Origin of the sequence: Streptomyces sp. NPDC047880 (genome assembly GCF_040706515.1) — a bacterium.
Lineage (GTDB): Bacteria > Actinomycetota > Actinomycetes > Streptomycetales > Streptomycetaceae > Streptomyces.
In genome coordinates this window covers 168,069-184,354 of sequence record NZ_JBEZOK010000003.1, presented here as the reverse complement: position 1 = coordinate 184,354, position 16,286 = coordinate 168,069, and the positions used below count along the sequence as shown (strand labels likewise).

Sequence of the window (16,286 nt, the reverse complement as noted above, 5' to 3'; positions counted from 1 at the left end):
CCTCAGCGGGACATCGGTTCGGTCGGTGTCGCCGGACGACGCGTCGGTGCCCCGCTCCGGTGCCCGGCATCATGGCGAGCCGCTGCCGCGCGCGGAGGTGTGCGAGACGCACACCTCCGTCGTGTTCTTCGTCGGCGACCACGCCTACAAGCTCAAGAAGCCGGTGGATCTGGGATTTCTTGACTACACCGCGCTGGCGTCCCGCCGAGCCGCGTGCGAACGCGAAGTCACTCTCAACCGCCGCTTCGCCCCCGACGTCTACCTGGGTCTGGGCGAGATCCGCAGCCCCGACGCGGAAACGCCCGAACCGCTCGTGGTGATGCGCCGCATGCCCGCGGATCGCCGCCTCTCCCGACTGGTGCGGGAAGGGACCGTCGTCGACGACATCCTGCGGGGCCTCGCCCGGCAGGTCGCGACGTGGCACGCGGAGGCCCCCCGCGGCCGGGACGTGGACGAACAGGGCACGCGGGATGCGCTGTCGTCCCGTTGGGAGGCCAGTTTCGAGCAGGTCCGCGCACTGGCTGCCGACGGCTTCGTGCCCGAGGGCGTTGCGGAGGTGGAGCGGCTCGTGCGCCGCTATCTCGCCGGGCGCGAGCGCCTGTTCGCCTCCCGTATCGAGCAGGGGCGGGTGGTGGACGGTCACGGTGATCTGCTCGCCGAGGACGTCTTCAGCCTCGACGACGGTCCTCGCGTCCTGGACTGCCTGGAGTTCGACGACCATCTGCGCTACGTCGACGGTCTCGACGACGCCGCCTTCCTCGCCATGGACCTGGAACAGCTCGGCGCCCCGGAGGCCGCGGCGTACTTCCTCGCCCAGTACAGCGAGTACTCCGGCGACCCCGCACCCCCTTCCCTGTGGCACCACTACGTCGCCTACCGCGCCTTCGTCCGCGCCAAGGTCTCCCTGATCCAGGCACGCCAGGGCGCGCCGGACGCGGAGACGGCGTCACGACGGCTGGTCTCGACGACGCTGCGCCATCTGCGTACCTCCGCCGTGGGTCTGACGCTCGTCGGCGGGCTGCCGGGCAGCGGGAAATCCACCCTCGCCGGAGCTCTGGCCGACCGGCTGGGGGTCACGCTGCTCAGCAGCGACCGTATTCGCAAGGAGCTGGCGGGCATCCCCGCCGAGCAGCCTGCGTCCGCCGACTACGGCGAGGGCCTGTACACCCCCGAGTGGACGGCCAGGACCTACGCCACCCTGCTCGATCGCGCGTCCGCCCTGCTGTCCTGCGGCGAGTCCGTCGTGCTGGATGCCACCTGGCATGACGCGGCACAGCGCGAAGCGGCCCTCCACCTGGCCGAACGCACCAGCGCTGACCTGGTGGCCCTCCACTGCCACGTGCCGGGCGACGTGACAGCCGCCCGCCTGACGACGCGCGCCTCCGGAATCTCCGACGCCGGCCTCGGCATCGCCGCCGCCATGGCGGCCGGGGAACCGCCGTGGCCGAAGGCCGTAGCGGTCGACACCAGCGGCCCGTTGGAGTCCGCGGTCGCCCGGGCGCTGACAGCCGTACGCCCGTGGGGTTCCGGCCAGGCCCCGGTCTTCCGCCGCCCCTACATGGAGCCGGACTGAATGTGAGGGCAGGCCCGCGCATATCCGGGACCGGCCGCCGGGCGCCAGAGGTGCGCGGGATGTCGCGCCGTCACGCCGGCCGTGCTGGCGGGCCGGCTCTCACTGATCGGCGCAGCGGCAACTCCACCCGTGCAGTCATGAGCACCGGCGAACGGAGACGACGGAGCCCGCCGTGCCAACGGTCCAACGGTCCAACGGGCTGATGATCCCGGTTGCCCCTGAATCCCTCGGGAGTGACCGTGGAGGGGGGAGCGAGGGAGTGAGTATCGTGCGAGCGCTCGTCTACCACGGCCCCGGACAGATCTCCTGGGACCCCGCGATCGAGGAGCCGACCGACGCGATCGTGCGTGTCGACGCCGCCACCGTCTGCGGCAGCGACCTGCGCATCCTGCGGGGCGATCTCCCCGAGGTGAAGCCGGGTACGGTCCTCGGGCACGAGGCCGTCGGCGAGGTTCTGGAGGTCGGACGCGACGTCCACCACGTGCGCTCCGGGGACCAGGTGATCATGTCGGCCGTCTCGGCCTGCGGTCGCTGCGGGGAATGCCGTGACACCAGGCTCGGGCAGTGCAGCAGGGGCGGCGGATGGCTTCTGGGCAATCTGATCAACGGAACCCAGGCCGAGCTGGTGCGGATTCCCTTCGCCGACCACTCCACCCACCGGCGGCCGTGGAACATCCCACTCAAGGAAGCGGTCCTGCTCGCCGAACTCCTCCCCACGGCCTACGAGGTCGGGGTACGGAACGGCCACGTGAGCCCGGGGGACACCGTGGTCGTGGTCGGGGCGGGTCCCGTCGGTGTCGCCTCGGTGGTCATCGCGCGGCTGTACTCGCCCCGGCGGATCATCGTGGTGGACCTGTCCGCCGCGCGGCTCGAAGCCGCCGCCGGTGTGGGGGCGGACGCCGCCGAAGTGCCCGGGAAGATGATCGCCGAGCTGTCCGAGGGACCGGGTGCCGACGTGGTCATCGAAGCATCGGGCGAACCGGACGGCTTCGTTCTTGCCACGCGCGCCGTCCGTACCGGAGGGCATATCGCCAACATCGGGGTGCACGGCAAGCCGGTGACGCTGCATCTCGAGTCCCTGTGGCGCAAGAATCTGACCATCAGCACCGGCCAGGTGGACACGTCCTCCACACGGTGGCTGCTGGAGCTGGTGCGGTACGGAGACCTGCCCATCTCCGGGCTGGTCACCCACACCCTCCCCCTCGGCCGGATGGAGGACGCCTACGAGGCGTTCGCCGGTGGCACCACCACGGGCGCTCTCAAGGTCGTACTGCACCGCGAGTGACGGGCCGGCCGACAGGGGCCAGAACGGACCGACCGGTCCCCAGGCCAGGGCCGTCCGGCCCTACAGTACGCCGGTGATGGGTGGTGCCATGGAATTGAGCCGAGGGCCACAAGGAGACACGGAGTAACGGAGCAGAGCCGCGCACCGTGTGATTCGGGCCCGCAAGAAGCGGGCGGCCCCCGGCTCCATGACGTCGGCCCCAGGTCGGCGCCCGCCCTTTCGGACCGTGTCCTTCCGCCGAAGTGCAGCGCGGGCCGGGCTCGGCGACTCTGGTAAGCGGGGGCAGTGCCGGGAGGAGCACCGATGCACTGGGAAACCATTCACAAGGACGCCCCACCGGTCGTCCCGCCCCGTCTCACCGACTACGACCGGGCCCGCACGGCCTTCAGCTGGTCACAGGCGCGCACCGACCTGGCCGGGCTTCCCGGGGGCGGCCTCAACATGGCCCACGAGGCGGTCGACCGACACGCGGCGTCCGATCACGGTGACAGGGCTGCGCTCCGCTGCATCGCCCGGGACGACTCCGTCTCCACCGTCACCTACGCGGAACTGGCCCACCGTACTGCCCGCTTCGCGAACGTCCTGCGCTCCCTCGGCGTCGGCCACGGGGACCGGGTGTTCACGCTGCTGGCCCGCTGTCCCGAGTTGTACACCACGGTGCTGGGCACGTTGAAGAACACCAGTGTGCTGTGCCCGCTCTTCTCCGCCTTCGGCCCCGACCCGGTCGAGCAGCGGCTGCGGTTGGGCGACGCGCAGGTCCTGGTGACCACCGCAGCCCTCTACCGGCGCAAGGTCGCCGGTCGCCGCGCATCCGTTCCCGGACTGAAGCACATCCTGATCGTCGGGCCCGGCGCGGAGGACCTGCCCGGCACAGCATCCTTCGACGACCTGATGTCCGCCGCCCCGGACATCTTCACCACCCCGCCGACGTCCCCCGAGGACATGGCGCTGCTGCACTTCACCAGCGGAACCACCGGAACCCCCAAAGGCGCGGTCCACGTCCACGAGGCTGTGATCGCCCACTACGCCACGGCCGCTTACGCGCTCGACCTGCACCCCGAAGACGTGTACTGGTGCACCGCCGACCCCGGCTGGGTCACCGGCATGTCGTACGGCATCATCGCCCCACTCGTCCACGGTGTGACGGTCGTCGTCGACGAGGGCGACTACGACGCCCGGCGCTGGTACCGGATCCTCGGCGAACAACGGGTCACCGTCTGGTACACCGCCCCTACGGCTCTGCGCATGCTCATGCGCGCAACTCCGCGACACGGCCCGTACGGCCTGCCTCGCTCCTACGACCTGTCGGCCCTGCGCTTCATCGCCTCCGTCGGCGAGCCCCTCAACCCGGAGGCCGTCGTGTGGGGCCGGGACGTGCTGGGACTGCCGGTGCACGACAACTGGTGGCAGACGGAGACCGGCTGCATCATGATCGCGAACTTCGCGGCCTGCGAGATCCGCCCCGGTTCGATGGGGCGGCCGCTGCCCGGCGTCGAGGCGACCGTGCTGAAGCAGGGCGAGGACGGCCGGGCGCTGGTCGCCGATGGAAGGGTCACGGAGGTAAAAGACCCCGGCGTCGAAGGCGAGTTGGCGCTGCGGCCTGGCTGGCCGTCGATGTTCCGCGGCTATCTGCACGACAAGGAGCGTTACGACGCCTCGTTCGCGGACGGCTGGTACCTGACCGGGGATCTGGTGCGGCGGGACGCGGACGGCTGGTACTGGTTCGTGGGACGCGCCGACGACGTCATCAAGTCGGCCGGGCATCTGATCGGCCCGTTCGAGGTGGAGAGCGCGCTGATGGAGCACTCGTCGGTGGCCGAGGCCGGGGTGATCGGGCGGCCGGACCCGGTCGCCGGGAACGTCGTCAAGGCGTTCGTGTCGCTGCGGCCGGATGTCGAGCCGACCGCGGATCTGGAGCGGGAGCTGCTGGCGTTCGGCCGCCGCAAGCTGGGTCCCGCCGTCGCTCCCAGGGAGATCGCGTTCGACCAGAACCTGCCCAAGACCCGCAGCGGGAAGGTGATGCGCCGTCTCCTGCGTGCCCGTGAACTGGGCTTGCCTGCCGGCGACTTGTCGACCTTGGAGGGATCCACATGAGCGTGGCCCGCCCCGCCCGTACGCGGAAGGACCCGGCGCACCCGAAAGCCGGCAAGAAGGCCGCGACGGCCAAGTCGGCCCAGCGGAAAGTGAACACCGGGCCTCCGACCGGTCGAACGGGCCCAGAACACCGGACGGATCTGCTGGAGGCGATGCTGCGCATCCGGCGCTTCGAGGAGCGGTGCGTCGAGCTGTACAGCGCAGCGAAGATCCGCGGCTTCGTCCACCTCTACATCGGCGAGGAGGCCGTCGCCATCGGCGTCAACGAGGCACTGACACCCGAGGACGCGGTCGTCTCCACGTACCGCGAACACGGCCACGCCCTGGCCCGTGGAATCACGGCCGAGGCCGTCATGGCCGAGATGTACGGCAGGACGACGGGGTGCAGCGGCGGCCGCGGCGGATCCATGCACCTGTTCGACGCGAGCCGCCGCTTCTACGGCGGCAACGCCATCGTCGCCGGCGGACTCCCCCTGGCCGCCGGCCTCGCGCTCGCCGACCGCATGCGCGAACGGGCCAATGTCACCTGCTGCTTCTTCGGTGACGGAGCCTTCGCCGAGGGCGAGTTCCACGAGACCGCGAACCTGGCGGCCCTGTGGAAGCTGCCCCTGCTGCTCGTCTGCGAGAACAACCTCTACGCCATGGGCACGGCCCTGGAGCGGCACGAGGCACAGACCGACCTGGCCATGCGCGCCGCCTCCTACGGCATGGTCTCCTGGGCCGTGGACGGCATGGACGCCGAAGCCGTCGAACATGCCGCCCGGCGGGCCGTCGAGGGCATTCGGGCCGGCACCGGACCGCACTTCCTGGAACTGCGCACCTACCGCTTCCGCGCCCACTCGATGTACGACCCTGACCGGTATCGCCACAAGGGGGAGATCGAGCAGTGGAAGTCCCGGGACCCGGTCAGCCTGCTCATGGACCGCATGCGTGAGAACGGTGAGCTGGGCGACAAGGAGCTCGCCCGCATCGAGCAGCGGATCGCCGGCGAGATCGACCACGCCGTCGAAGCGGCCGAGCAGGCACCCGAGGAGCCGGTCGGGCACCTGCTCCGCCACGTCACCAGTTCCTCTGCGGAGGCGGGGAGTTGACCATGGGCGCCGACACGACGCAGGGCGCGAGGACGACCTACCGCGAGGCGATGCGCGAGGCGCTCCGGGAGGCGCTGAGCTCCGACGACCGCGTCTTCCTCATGGGCGAGGATGTCGGCCGGTACGGCGGATGCTTCGGCGTCAGCCTCGGCCTGCTGGAGGAGTTCGGCCCCGAGCGCGTCCGCGACACCCCGCTGTCGGAGTCCGCGTTCGTGGGCGCCGGCATCGGCGCCGCCCTGGCCGGGCTGCGGCCCATCGTCGAGATCATGACCGTCAACTTCAGCCTGCTCGCCCTCGATCAGATCCTCAACAACGCCGCCACCCTGCTGCACATGTCGGGCGGCCAGTTGCCCGTGCCGCTGGTCATCCGCATGACCACGGGCGCCGGACGGCAGCTCGGCGCCCAGCACTCCCACAGCCTGGAAGGCTGGTACGCGCACATCCCCGGCATCCGCGTCCTCACCCCCGCCACCCTGGAGGACGCACGCCACATGCTCGCGGCGGCGCTCGCCGACCCCGATCCCGTACTGATCTTCGAGCACGGCAGCCTCTACAACGTCTCCGGCGAACTCCTGCCACCGACCGAACCCGTGGACCTGGACCACGCCGCGATCCGCCGGCCCGGCACCGACATCTCCCTGATCACGTATGGCGGTTCGCTGTCCAAGGCCCTCGCGGCGGCGGACGAGCTGGCGGCCGAGGGCATCAGCGCGGAAGTGATCGACCTGCGCACGCTCCGTCCTCTTGACGAAGCGGCCATCAGCGCTTCCGTGGCCCGGACTCACCGTGCCGTGGTCGTCGACGAGGCATGGCGCACGGGAAGCCTCGCCGCCGAGGTGTCCGCACGCATCACCGAAGGGTCGTTCTACGACCTGGACGCTCCCGTCGAGCGGGTGTGCAGCGCGGAGGTGCCCATGCCGTACGCCCGGCAACTGGAGGAGGCCGCTCTGCCACAGACCGCCGACATCGTCGCGGCCACGCACCGGGCGGTGGACTGATCATGTCCGAGTTCACCATGCCGTCCCTGGGCGCGGACATGGATGAGGGCACGCTCCTGGAATGGCTGGTAGGGCCCGGTGACACTGTGCACAAGGGCGATCCGGTCGCGGTCGTCGAAACCGCCAAGTCGACGATCGAGGTGGAGTGCTTCGAAACCGGGACCATGACGGAGCTGCTCGTCGAGCCCGGTACGACGGTGCCGGTGGGGACGCCCCTGGCGCTCATCGGGCCGAAGGGGGAGAAACCCGGGAAGCCGGAGGCACCCGAGAAGCCGGCGAAGCCCCGAAAGGCCGGGATTCCGGGGAAAGCCGAGGAGCCCGAGAAGCGACGACCGGTCCGTGGCACACCGAGAACCGGGCCGGCTTCCGAACGCCCCTCCCCGCCACCCGAACCCGCCCCGGTCCCAGAGCCGTCCGCCGTACGCCCGAGCGGCCACAGCGAGGCGGGTCCCCTGGTCCGGCATCTCGCGGAGCACAGCAACATCGACCTGGAGACACTGCACGGCACCGGACCAGGAGGCCGTGTCACCCGGACCGACGTCGAGCATGCGGCAGCGGCTCGCGCAGGCAGCAAGGCACCGCGAGTGCGGGCCACTCCCCTCGCCCGGCGCCTCGCCGCCGAACTGGGCGTGGATCTGGCCACGGTGACGGGGACGGGCAGGGAGTCGGCCGTCCGTGCGGTGGACGTGCGTCAGGCAGCCCCGGGCCCGGCGGCCCCGGCCCCGCCCGCACACGCGGGCGTCACCCCGGTACGTCCTTCGCCCGTACGGCCCTCTGCCGCCCGTCCCTTTGAAGACCGGGCGGTGGCCATGCGCCAGGCGATCGCCGGCCTGATGACCCGCGCCAACCGGGACATCCCCCACTACTACCTCTCCACCACTGTGGACATGGCCGCCGCGATGGTCTGGCTGCACGAGCACAACCGACGCAGCCCGGTCGGTGAACGGCTGCTTCCCGCCGCCCTGTTGCTCAAGGCGGCGGCCTTGGCGGCCAGTGAGGTCCCGCAGTTCAACGGCTTCTGGACCGACGGCCACTTCACGGCGGGCGAGGGCGTGCACCTCGGCGTGGCCGTGTCCCTGCGCGGCGGAGGGCTCGTCGCGCCCGCACTGCGCCACGCCGACACCCTGGCGCTCCCGCAGCTGATGAGCGCTCTGAAGGACCTCGTCACCCGGGCCCGTACCGGCAGGCTGCGCGCTTCCGAGGTGTCCGACGCCACCATCACGGTCACCAACCTCGGCGATCAGGGCGTGGAGACCGTCTTCGGTGTGATCTACCCGCCGCAGGTGGCCCTGGTCGGGTTCGGGCGGGTGGTCGACCGGCCGTGCGCCGTCGACGGCCTGCTGGGCGTACGCCCCGTGGTCACGGTGACCCTCTCGGCCGACCACCGGGCGACGGACGGGGCCGTCGGCGCCCGCTACCTCACGGCGGTGACCCGCCTCCTGCAGAATCCGGAGCAACTATGAACATGAACCGGACGGATGCACTGGACATGGTCAGGGAATCGATCTCCACCGTCATCCCCGGCGCCGACGTCACCTCTCTCGGGCCCGACGACGCGTTCCGCGACATGCTGGAGATGGACTCGCTGGACTTCCTGAGTTTCGTCGAGGTCCTCAGCGAACGGTCCGGCGTCCGCATCGACGACGAGGACACGACCCGGCTCACCACGCTGGCCGGCAGCGCCGACTTCCTCGTCACCCGCACGCAGTAGCGGGCCACGCGCGGTGACACGCGTCCCGTGAGCGACTACGGCTCAGACCGCTTCCGTGTCGTCGACGACATCGACCACGTCGTCGATCTCCCGCACCGATGCGAGCAGTTCGGGGACAGGAACCTTGTCCGGTCTCCCCTCCATGGTCACCACGCCGTACTCCACGATCACCTCGACCAGCTCGTGGATCCGGCAGCTGCGGGCCGACCAGGGACTCGGCCTCGGCCCGGATCTCGGCGTCGTCACGGATCAGGGCAAGCAGCAGCTCGCGCCGGCTCACCACACCGACCGGCCGACCGCGGCGATCGGTCGCGGGGAGCCGCTTCAACCGCGCGTGGGCGGCGGTCCACGCGGCACTCGCCGTGGCTCCTCTCGTACAGGTGGTGCTGCCGCAGCCCGCCGACAGGTCCGTGAGCTCGCCGGCCGCCAGGAGTGCTACCCGGGTGTGCCGATGGAACACAACGTGGTTCACGGCGGGACCCGCGAGTCGCTGTTCGAGGCGAGCCGGGCCGGTCCGGGGCTGATCGGGGCGCAGCGGTGAGTGCTGCCGCGGTCGCAGCGGTGCCGGTCAGCGCAAACCCGCCGACAGCCGGTGCCCGGGCAGCCGGCGACGGGTGACTCGGACCACCGAGGTGTGTGACCGTGCCGGATACTCCGCCTCCGGGCCCGGCTCACTGGAACGCCGCGTGGATCTCCTGCTCGGTCGCGGAGTGCGAGACGAGGAGGAGTTCGTCCCCGGCACGCAGCCGGATCGCCGGATCCGGCACGGTGGGCTGTCCGTCGCGGACGATCGTGGCGACAACCGTCCCTTCGGGCAGTCGGATTTCGCCCAGGGCCCGGCCCATTGCACTGGACTGCGGCGTGATCGCCGTTTCGATGACGTCGACGCCGGCCTTGCTGAGCCGCAGCAGGGCGACCGTGTCGGTGGCCCCGGTGGCCTCCTCGACGAGGGAGATCAGCGGGGTGGCGGCGGGGACGGCGACGTCGACACCCCATCGCGCGTCGAACAGCCAGGCGTTGTCGGCGTCGTTGACGCGGGCGGCCACGCGAGGCACCGAGAACTGCTGTTTGGCGAGCAGGCTGATGACGAGGTTGTCCTCGTCGTCCCCGGTGGTGGCGATGACTACGTCGGCGGTCAGCGCACCGGCGTGTTCCAGGAGGGCCGGTTCGCACGCGTCCCCGGCGACCAGCAGCACGCCCGGAATGCGGCCCTGAAGTTCGGCCACGCGGTCGTCGTCGCTGTCGATCAGCGTGACCTTGCTGCGGGCCGCGGAGAGCACCTGGGCGATCTGGGTGCCGAGGCGTCCCGCTCCGGCGATGAGCACGTTCACGTCCCCAGCTCCTTGTCGAGAAAGCCGCGCAGCCTGCCGAGCGCGGTGGCGGCGACGGCGAAGGTGACCAGGTCGCCCGCCTGCGCGGACGTGCTGTGCGCGGGGATCAGGGAACGGCCCGCCCGGGTGACCTCGACGACGCGGATCTCGCCGTCGACGTCGAACTCGGTCAGCCGCCGGCCTACGAGGTAGTCGGGCAGATCGGAGCGGATGAGCAGGGTCTCTCCGTTGCCGAAGCTGAGTTCGGGGCTCAGATGGCGGTGCAGCAGCATCCGGTGGATCTGGTGCACGGTCCAGCGGACGCTGGCGATGGTGGGGATGCCGAGTTCGCGGTAGATCTCGGCACGCCGGGGATCGTAGATGCGGGCGAGGACGATCGGCACCCGGTAGGTCTCCTTCGCCGTCCGTGCGCTGACGATGTTGCTGTTGTCGCCCGAGGTGACGGCGACGAAGGCGTCCGCGTGCTCGATCCCGGCGGTCTGGAGCACCGCGCGGCTGAAGCCGTTGCCCTCGTGGAAACGGATGCGAGTGCTGTCGGGCAGCCGCCGGGCCGCTTTGGGACGCCGGTCGACGACCCGCACGTCGTGCCCTTCCGCTGCGAGCAGACCAGCGAGGGTGGCGCCCACCCGTCCGCAGCCGACGACGATCACCTTCACCGTGGGCCTCCCTTCGGGCGGTCGGCGCGCCGGCGCAGCCACGCCTTGCGGGCTTCGTCCGCGAGCAGGGGCAGGGTGCCCAGCCCGGCCAGGACCGCCCAGTCGGCGGCGTCGAGCGGGGCGGTGTTGAAGACGGCCTGCAGCGGCGGCAGACAGCTGATCGCGACCATGACGGCGACACCGAAGCCGCCCGCCGCCAGCAGGGCGGGATTGGTCAGCAGTCCCACTTTCAGGATGCTCTGGCGGTCGCTGCGCACGGTGAGCGCGTTGAAGAACTGGCTGAGCACGATCCCGGCCTGGACCATGGTGACCGCCTCCTGGTAGGCGAGAGTGTCCTTGGTGAAGTCGTCGAACGGGATGCCCGAGGATCCGACGTGCCAGAAGAACACGGCGCTCACGCAGGCCGCCTGGATGCCGCCGAGGAACAGAATCCGTCCCACCACGGCGGCTGAGAACAGCCGCGCACGTCGGGAGCGCGGCGGGCGGTCCATCACGTCGGGTTCGGGTGGCTCCGCTCCCAGGGCCAGCGCGGGCAGTACATCGGATCCCAGGTCGATCGCCAGGATCTGCACCGCGCTGATGGGGACCAGGGGGAATCCGGCGAAGGTCGCCGCCAGGATGGGGATGAGCTCCCCGATGTTGTGACTGAAGAGGTACACGAGGAACTTGCGGATGTTCTGGTAGACCGCCCGGCCGAGCCGTACCGCCGTAGCGATGGACGCGAACGAGTCGTCCAGCAGCACCATCGAGGCCGCCTCCCGGGCGACGTCGGTGCCCGACGCGCCCATCGCCACGCCGATGTCCGCGTGCTTGAGCGCCGGGGCGTCGTTCGCGCCGTCCCCGGTGACCGCCACCACCTCGCCCCGCCGCTGGAAGGCGGTGACCACGCGCATCTTGTGCTCGGGGCTGACCCGGCACAGCAGCAGCTCGGACGGCTCGGCGAGAAGCGAGTCGAGCGCCTGGTCGTCCATCGCGTCGAGCCGGGCGCCCGTCACCACGACCGGGTCCGGCCGCAGTACGATCCCGACCCGGCGGGCCACGGCCTCCCCGGTCAGCGGGTGGTCGCCGGTGACCATGACGACCCGGATGCCGGCCCGGCGGCAGGCGGCGACCGCGTCGGTGACCTCCGGACGCGGCGGATCCAGCATGCCGACCAGTCCCAGCAGCGTCAGCCCGGCCTCGGCCTCCTCCTGTGCCGGGCGGGGCCCGTCCAGCGCTTGCCGCGCGACGGCCAGCACGCGCAACCCCTGCGACGCCAGCGCGTCACCCGCCGCGACGACCGCCGTCCGGTCCGCCGCAGTCAGCAGCCCAGGCCGCCCGTCCCACTCCACGTCGGTGCACCGCGCCAGCAGCTCTCCCGGCGCTCCCTTGACGCACGCCTGGTAGCCCGCGCCGGTCTTGTGCACCGTGGTCATCAGCTTGCGGTCCGAGTCGAAGGGGAACTCCGTCACCCGCGGCGCCGCCGCCTCCTCCGCGCCCAGATCCAGACCGGCCTTGGCCGCGACGACGAGCAGCGCTCCCTCCGTGGTGTCGCCGAGCACCCGCCAGTGCTCCCGGGGGCCCGTTGGTGGAACAAGCCGGGCGTTGCAGCACAGGCCCGCCACCCTCAGCAGCTCGCGCACCGGCGTGACGTCGGCGACCTCGCCGCTCGGCTCGTACCCCACCCCGCTCACCGGGTGCGGCGCACCTCCGGCCCACACTTGGGTGACGGTCATCTCCGCCTGGGTGAGCGTTCCGGTCTTGTCGGTGCACACGACCGTGGTCGACCCGAGCGTCTCCACTGCCAGCAGCTGTTTGATCAGGGCATGGCGGCGTGCCATGCGCCGTACGCCGATCGCCAGCGACACCGACAGCGTCGCCGGCAGCCCTTCCGGCACGAGCGCCACCATCACACCCAGTGCGAACACGAACAGGGTCACCGCGGATTCGCCGGTGGGCAGCCGCACGGCGAACATCAGGGCACCGATCGCCAGGGCCGCCCCCGCCACCCGCCGCGCCATGGAGGCCACCTGGAGCTGCAGCGGGGTCTTCTGCCGCGGGGCGGCCGCGGCCAGCCGGTAGATCCGTCCGAACTCGGTCGCCGAACCAGTGGCGAAGACCACGGCCCGCCCGGAGCCGGCGACGATGTCGGTCCCCATGAACACGCAGTTGCGGGCCTCCAACGGCGGCCCGTCCGCCACCGGATCGGCCGTGCGGCCCACGGCGTTGCTCTCCCCGGTCAGCGGCGCGTTGTTCACCGCCAGCTCGTGCGCCTCCACCATCCGGCAGTCCGCCGACACGGCGTCCCCGGCCTCCAGCACCACCACGTCACCCGGCACCAGCTCCCGGGCGGGCAGCTCCAGCCGTTCACCGCCGCGCAGCACCCGGCAGGTGTGGGGGACCATCGCCTCCAGGGCCTGAGCCGTTCGTTCGGCCGAGTATTCCTGGGCGAAGCCGATGGCGGCGTTCAGCAGCACGACACCCAGGATCGCCACCGCAAGCTGGAAGGTGCCGATGTCACGCGGCTCCTCCAGCCCGTACGCCAGGAAGGTGATCCCCGAGGCGACGATCAGCACCACCGCGAAGAGATCCGTGAACTGCGCACCCAACTGCCGCCACACGGCCCGGCGCCCGGCGCGCGGCAGTTCGTTGGACCCGTACTTCTCCAGCCTGGCCCGTGCCTGAGCAGCCGGCAGGCCGCGCCGTGAGGTCCCCAGCGCGGAGAAGACCTCACCAGCGGGGAGATCCAGTACCAGCGGATCCGTGCTCGCCTGTTCGCCGCTCATGAACGGCGGCGCTCTCTCGTCGTGTGACGGGCCGGCCGGCGAGGACTGGGCCTTCCGGGAGACCGGTCCAGGGCCGTTCTCAGCCTCACGCCGGGACCGTGATGACGGGGCAGCGGGCGTGGTGCAATACACCCTGGCTCACCGAGCCCAGCAGCATGCCGGTGAACCCTCCGTGCCCCCTGGTTCCCACGACCAGGCCAAGGGCGTGTTCCGAGGCTTCCGTCAGAACCTGCACCGGGTGTCCGCGGACGACCTCGTGGTGCAGCTCCACCTCCGGGTGCGTCGCGGTGCGGCCCGCGACCGTCTCCGAGAGCACCCGGCGGCACTCCTGTACCGCGGCTTCCTCATCGAGGACACCGAGGAGCGGCGGATGCCACACGTACAGGGCCCGCAGGAGCGCTCCGCGCAGGGCAGCCTCCTCGAACGCCACATCCACCGCCGCGGCCGAATGCGGACTGCCGTCGACGCCGACCACGAAGTACGCGGGCTGCTGGGTGACGTGCTCCGGCTCCGGCAGGACCGCGACCGGGCAAGGAGCGTGGGCGGTGAGCGGGAGGACCACAGAAGCGGAGGAGAACATCTCGCGCCGCCTGCTCAGATGCCAGGAGCCCACCACGACCAGGGCGGCGCCCCGAGCCTCCTCGCTCAGGACCCACGCCGGCTCTCCCTCCGCCAGCAGCGTCGACACCTCCACCGCCGGGCGTCTGGACTCGGCAAAGGCGACCGCGTCCTTGATAACCTGATCACCCAGCCCGTGCAGCGCCCGGTTCCACTCCTCCCAGGACGGCCTCGCCTCCCCCGACCGGTATCCGCCGGTCGGCACACCCTGGGCGTGGACGAGCCGCAGCGGCAGGTGACGTCGGTCCGCCTCGTCGGCGGCCCAGGCGAGCGCCGACCGCTTCGAAGGGTCGGGGTCGACGCCCACCACGATCGGCCGACGCCGGTCCGCACCAGTCATGGCACCTCCAGGGGTCTCCCCGCTGCCCCGTCCATTCACTGTTCTTCCAGCCTCACCCCTGCCGCCGGGTGCCGCCACGCCACGGCTTCGCAGGCGCGTGGCCTGGTGGCACCGGCCGGGCCGGCCTTGTCGCCCGGGACCGCGAACTGCCCGCCGACCTCGTGCCAGGTGACCTGATGGTGCGCCGGTCCTTCACGACGGTCTGCGTGCCGTGGTCGGGGGAGCTCTCGTCCCGGACCGCTCCCGGTCGTCCCCAGGCGATCAGCTCGGAGCGGAAGTGGGCGGGCCCCGTCGTGATCAGGTCGCCGGGCCGCGGGGTGACGACGGTACTGACGTGCGCGAGGGCGGTGGCGACGTCGAAGAGCAGTTCCGAAGTGTTCGCCTTCTGCGTCACGTGCCCGTCGACGAGGCAGGTCGTCGCCCGGCAGCAAACACCGATCACCACCTGCAGCGGCATGAACCCCGGGACCCCGTACCGCCGGGACCGATCGAACGAGGCCCGGTCACATGCATCGAGGTGCTGCGCCGGCACCTCGGAAAACACCCGTGCTCCAGGTGCCGGCCATCGCTCCTCTGTGCCGACCAGAAGTCCTCGTCACAGGAGGTTCAGCGCCGCACCCTCGGCATCCCCAGCCCGATCCACGAGATGATCTCGCGCTGGATCTCGTTGTTGCCACCGCCGAAGGTGAAGATGACGGCCGAGCGGTAGCCGCGTTCGAGTTCGCCGTGCAGGACCGCACCGGCCGAGCCCTCCTTCAGGGCCCCCGGGGCCGCGACGATCTCCATGAGCCAGGCGTAGGCCTCGCGCCGGGCCTCCGAGCCGTAGACCTTCACCGCCGAGGCGTCCTGGGGGGTGAGGGTGCCGTCCTGGACCGCGCCGACCATTTGCCAGTTGAGCAGTTTCAGCGCGTCCAGCCGGGCGTGGGTGCGGGCCAGCAGGCGGCGCACCCAGGGCAGGTCGGCGACGCGGCGGCCGTCGACGAGCTTGGTCTCCTGCGCCCAGCGCCGCACGTCGTGCAGGGCGCGGATCGCCATGGTGCCGTGGGCGGCCAGGGTCACGCGCTCGTGGTTGAGCTGGTTGGTGATCAGCCGCCAGCCCTGGTTCTCGGCGCCGACCCGGTGCGAGACGGGGACGCGTACGTTCTCGTAGTAGCTGGCGGTGGTGTCGTGCGAGGCCAGGGTGTTGATCAGGGTGCAGGAGTAGCCCGGGTCGGTGGTCGGTACCAGAAGCATGGTGATGCCCTTGTGCGGCGGCGCGTCCGGGTCGGTGCGCACGGCCAGCCACACCCAGTCGGCCGTGTCGCCGTTGGTCGTCCAGATCTTCTGGCCGTCGACGACGTAGTGGTCGCCCTCCCGTACGGCCCGCGTGCGCAGGGACGCGAGGTCGGTGCCGGCGCCGGGCTCGCTGTAGCCGATGGCGAAGTCGATCTCGCCCGCGAGGATCCTCGGCAGGAAGTACGCCTTCTGCTCCTCGGTGCCGTACTGCATGATCGTCGGCCCGACGGTGTTCAGCGCCATGAGCGGCAGCGGGACACCGGCCTGGGCGGCCTCGTCGAAGAAGATGAACTGTTCCATGGCCGTCAGGCCGCGCCCGCCGTACTCCTTCGGCCAGCCCACACCCAGCCAGCCGTCCGCACCGAGCCGCCGGATGGTCTCGCGGTAGAACCGCTTCTGGGCCACCGGGTCGCCGTGCCGGGCGTACGCGTGGTCCGGGACCAGTTCGGCGAAGTAGGAACGCAGTTCGGTGCGCAGCCGCTGCTGCTCGGGCGTGTATTCGAGGTGCACGGCGCCTCCAGGCTCCCCAGACCGGTCCTGTCGGCGCAC

General features: G+C 71.2%; 14 protein-coding genes. 7 read left to right on the top strand and 7 right to left on the bottom strand.

Translation table 11 applies throughout. The annotated features are described in order from the left end of the window. The first annotated feature begins 97 nt into the window (after positions 1 to 97). The 7 genes from AB0937_RS06760 to AB0937_RS06730 all read left to right on the top strand — a co-directional run bounded on the left by AB0937_RS06760 (position 98) and on the right by AB0937_RS06730 (position 8,752). Positions 98 to 1,573, top strand: coding sequence for an AAA family ATPase (locus AB0937_RS06760; protein WP_366710230.1), 1,476 nt, complete (start codon positions 98 to 100; stop codon positions 1,571 to 1,573). Between the two features lie 268 nt (positions 1,574 to 1,841). Next, the gene (locus AB0937_RS06755; protein ID WP_366710228.1) at positions 1,842 to 2,858 is read left to right on the top strand and encodes an alcohol dehydrogenase catalytic domain-containing protein; all 1,017 of its coding nucleotides are present in this window, start codon (positions 1,842 to 1,844) and stop codon (positions 2,856 to 2,858) included. A gap of 303 nt (positions 2,859 to 3,161) precedes the next feature. Further along, on the top strand, positions 3,162 to 4,952 hold the full coding sequence (acsA, locus tag AB0937_RS06750) for an acetate--CoA ligase (protein ID WP_366709962.1): 1,791 nt from the start codon (positions 3,162 to 3,164) through the stop codon (positions 4,950 to 4,952). Then, positions 4,949 to 6,043, top strand: coding sequence for a pyruvate dehydrogenase (acetyl-transferring) E1 component subunit alpha (gene pdhA, locus AB0937_RS06745; protein WP_366709961.1), 1,095 nt, complete (start codon positions 4,949 to 4,951; stop codon positions 6,041 to 6,043). Before acsA ends, pdhA begins: the two co-directional genes overlap by 4 nt. A 2-nt stretch (positions 6,044 to 6,045) precedes the next feature. Then, on the top strand, positions 6,046 to 7,041 hold the full coding sequence (locus AB0937_RS06740) for an alpha-ketoacid dehydrogenase subunit beta (protein ID WP_366709959.1): 996 nt from the start codon (positions 6,046 to 6,048) through the stop codon (positions 7,039 to 7,041). Between the two features lie 2 nt (positions 7,042 to 7,043). Then, positions 7,044 to 8,504 carry a 2-oxo acid dehydrogenase subunit E2 gene (locus tag AB0937_RS06735; RefSeq protein WP_366709958.1) on the top strand — a complete coding sequence of 487 codons (1,461 nt, stop codon included), beginning with the start codon at positions 7,044 to 7,046 and terminating at the stop codon, positions 8,502 to 8,504. Between the two features lie 2 nt (positions 8,505 to 8,506). Further along, positions 8,507 to 8,752, top strand: coding sequence for a phosphopantetheine-binding protein (locus tag AB0937_RS06730; RefSeq protein ID WP_366709956.1), 246 nt, complete (start codon positions 8,507 to 8,509; stop codon positions 8,750 to 8,752). Between the two features lie 42 nt (positions 8,753 to 8,794). On the opposite strand, the gene AB0937_RS06725 is transcribed toward AB0937_RS06730, so the two are convergent. The 7 genes from AB0937_RS06725 to AB0937_RS06695 all read right to left on the bottom strand — a co-directional run bounded on the left by AB0937_RS06725 (position 8,795) and on the right by AB0937_RS06695 (position 16,247). Beyond that, positions 8,795 to 8,998: a hypothetical protein gene (locus tag AB0937_RS06725; RefSeq protein WP_366709955.1), complete on the bottom strand. Its 204-nt coding sequence runs from the start codon at positions 8,996 to 8,998 to the stop codon at positions 8,795 to 8,797. 425 nt (positions 8,999 to 9,423) lie between these two features. Next, positions 9,424 to 10,083, bottom strand: a complete 660-nt coding sequence (locus AB0937_RS06720; RefSeq protein WP_366709953.1) for a TrkA family potassium uptake protein — start codon at positions 10,081 to 10,083, stop codon at positions 9,424 to 9,426. After that, complete coding sequence (locus AB0937_RS06715) at positions 10,080 to 10,739, bottom strand: TrkA family potassium uptake protein (protein ID WP_366709951.1); 660 nt, start codon at positions 10,737 to 10,739, stop codon at positions 10,080 to 10,082. The genes AB0937_RS06720 and AB0937_RS06715 overlap by 4 nt, the downstream gene beginning before the upstream one ends. Beyond that, complete coding sequence (locus AB0937_RS06710) at positions 10,736 to 13,504, bottom strand: cation-transporting P-type ATPase (protein ID WP_366709949.1); 2,769 nt, start codon at positions 13,502 to 13,504, stop codon at positions 10,736 to 10,738. Before AB0937_RS06710 ends, AB0937_RS06715 begins: the two co-directional genes overlap by 4 nt. Before the next feature lie 85 nt (positions 13,505 to 13,589). Then, on the bottom strand, positions 13,590 to 14,462 hold the full coding sequence (locus AB0937_RS06705) for a universal stress protein (RefSeq protein WP_366709947.1): 873 nt from the start codon (positions 14,460 to 14,462) through the stop codon (positions 13,590 to 13,592). A 52-nt stretch (positions 14,463 to 14,514) separates the two neighbouring features. Beyond that, positions 14,515 to 14,919, bottom strand: coding sequence for a fumarylacetoacetate hydrolase family protein (locus AB0937_RS06700; RefSeq protein WP_366709946.1), 405 nt, complete (start codon positions 14,917 to 14,919; stop codon positions 14,515 to 14,517). 149 nt (positions 14,920 to 15,068) lie between these two features. Continuing rightward, the gene (locus tag AB0937_RS06695; protein ID WP_366709944.1) at positions 15,069 to 16,247 is read right to left on the bottom strand and encodes an acyl-CoA dehydrogenase family protein; all 1,179 of its coding nucleotides are present in this window, start codon (positions 16,245 to 16,247) and stop codon (positions 15,069 to 15,071) included. Positions 16,248 to 16,286 lie beyond the last annotated feature (39 nt).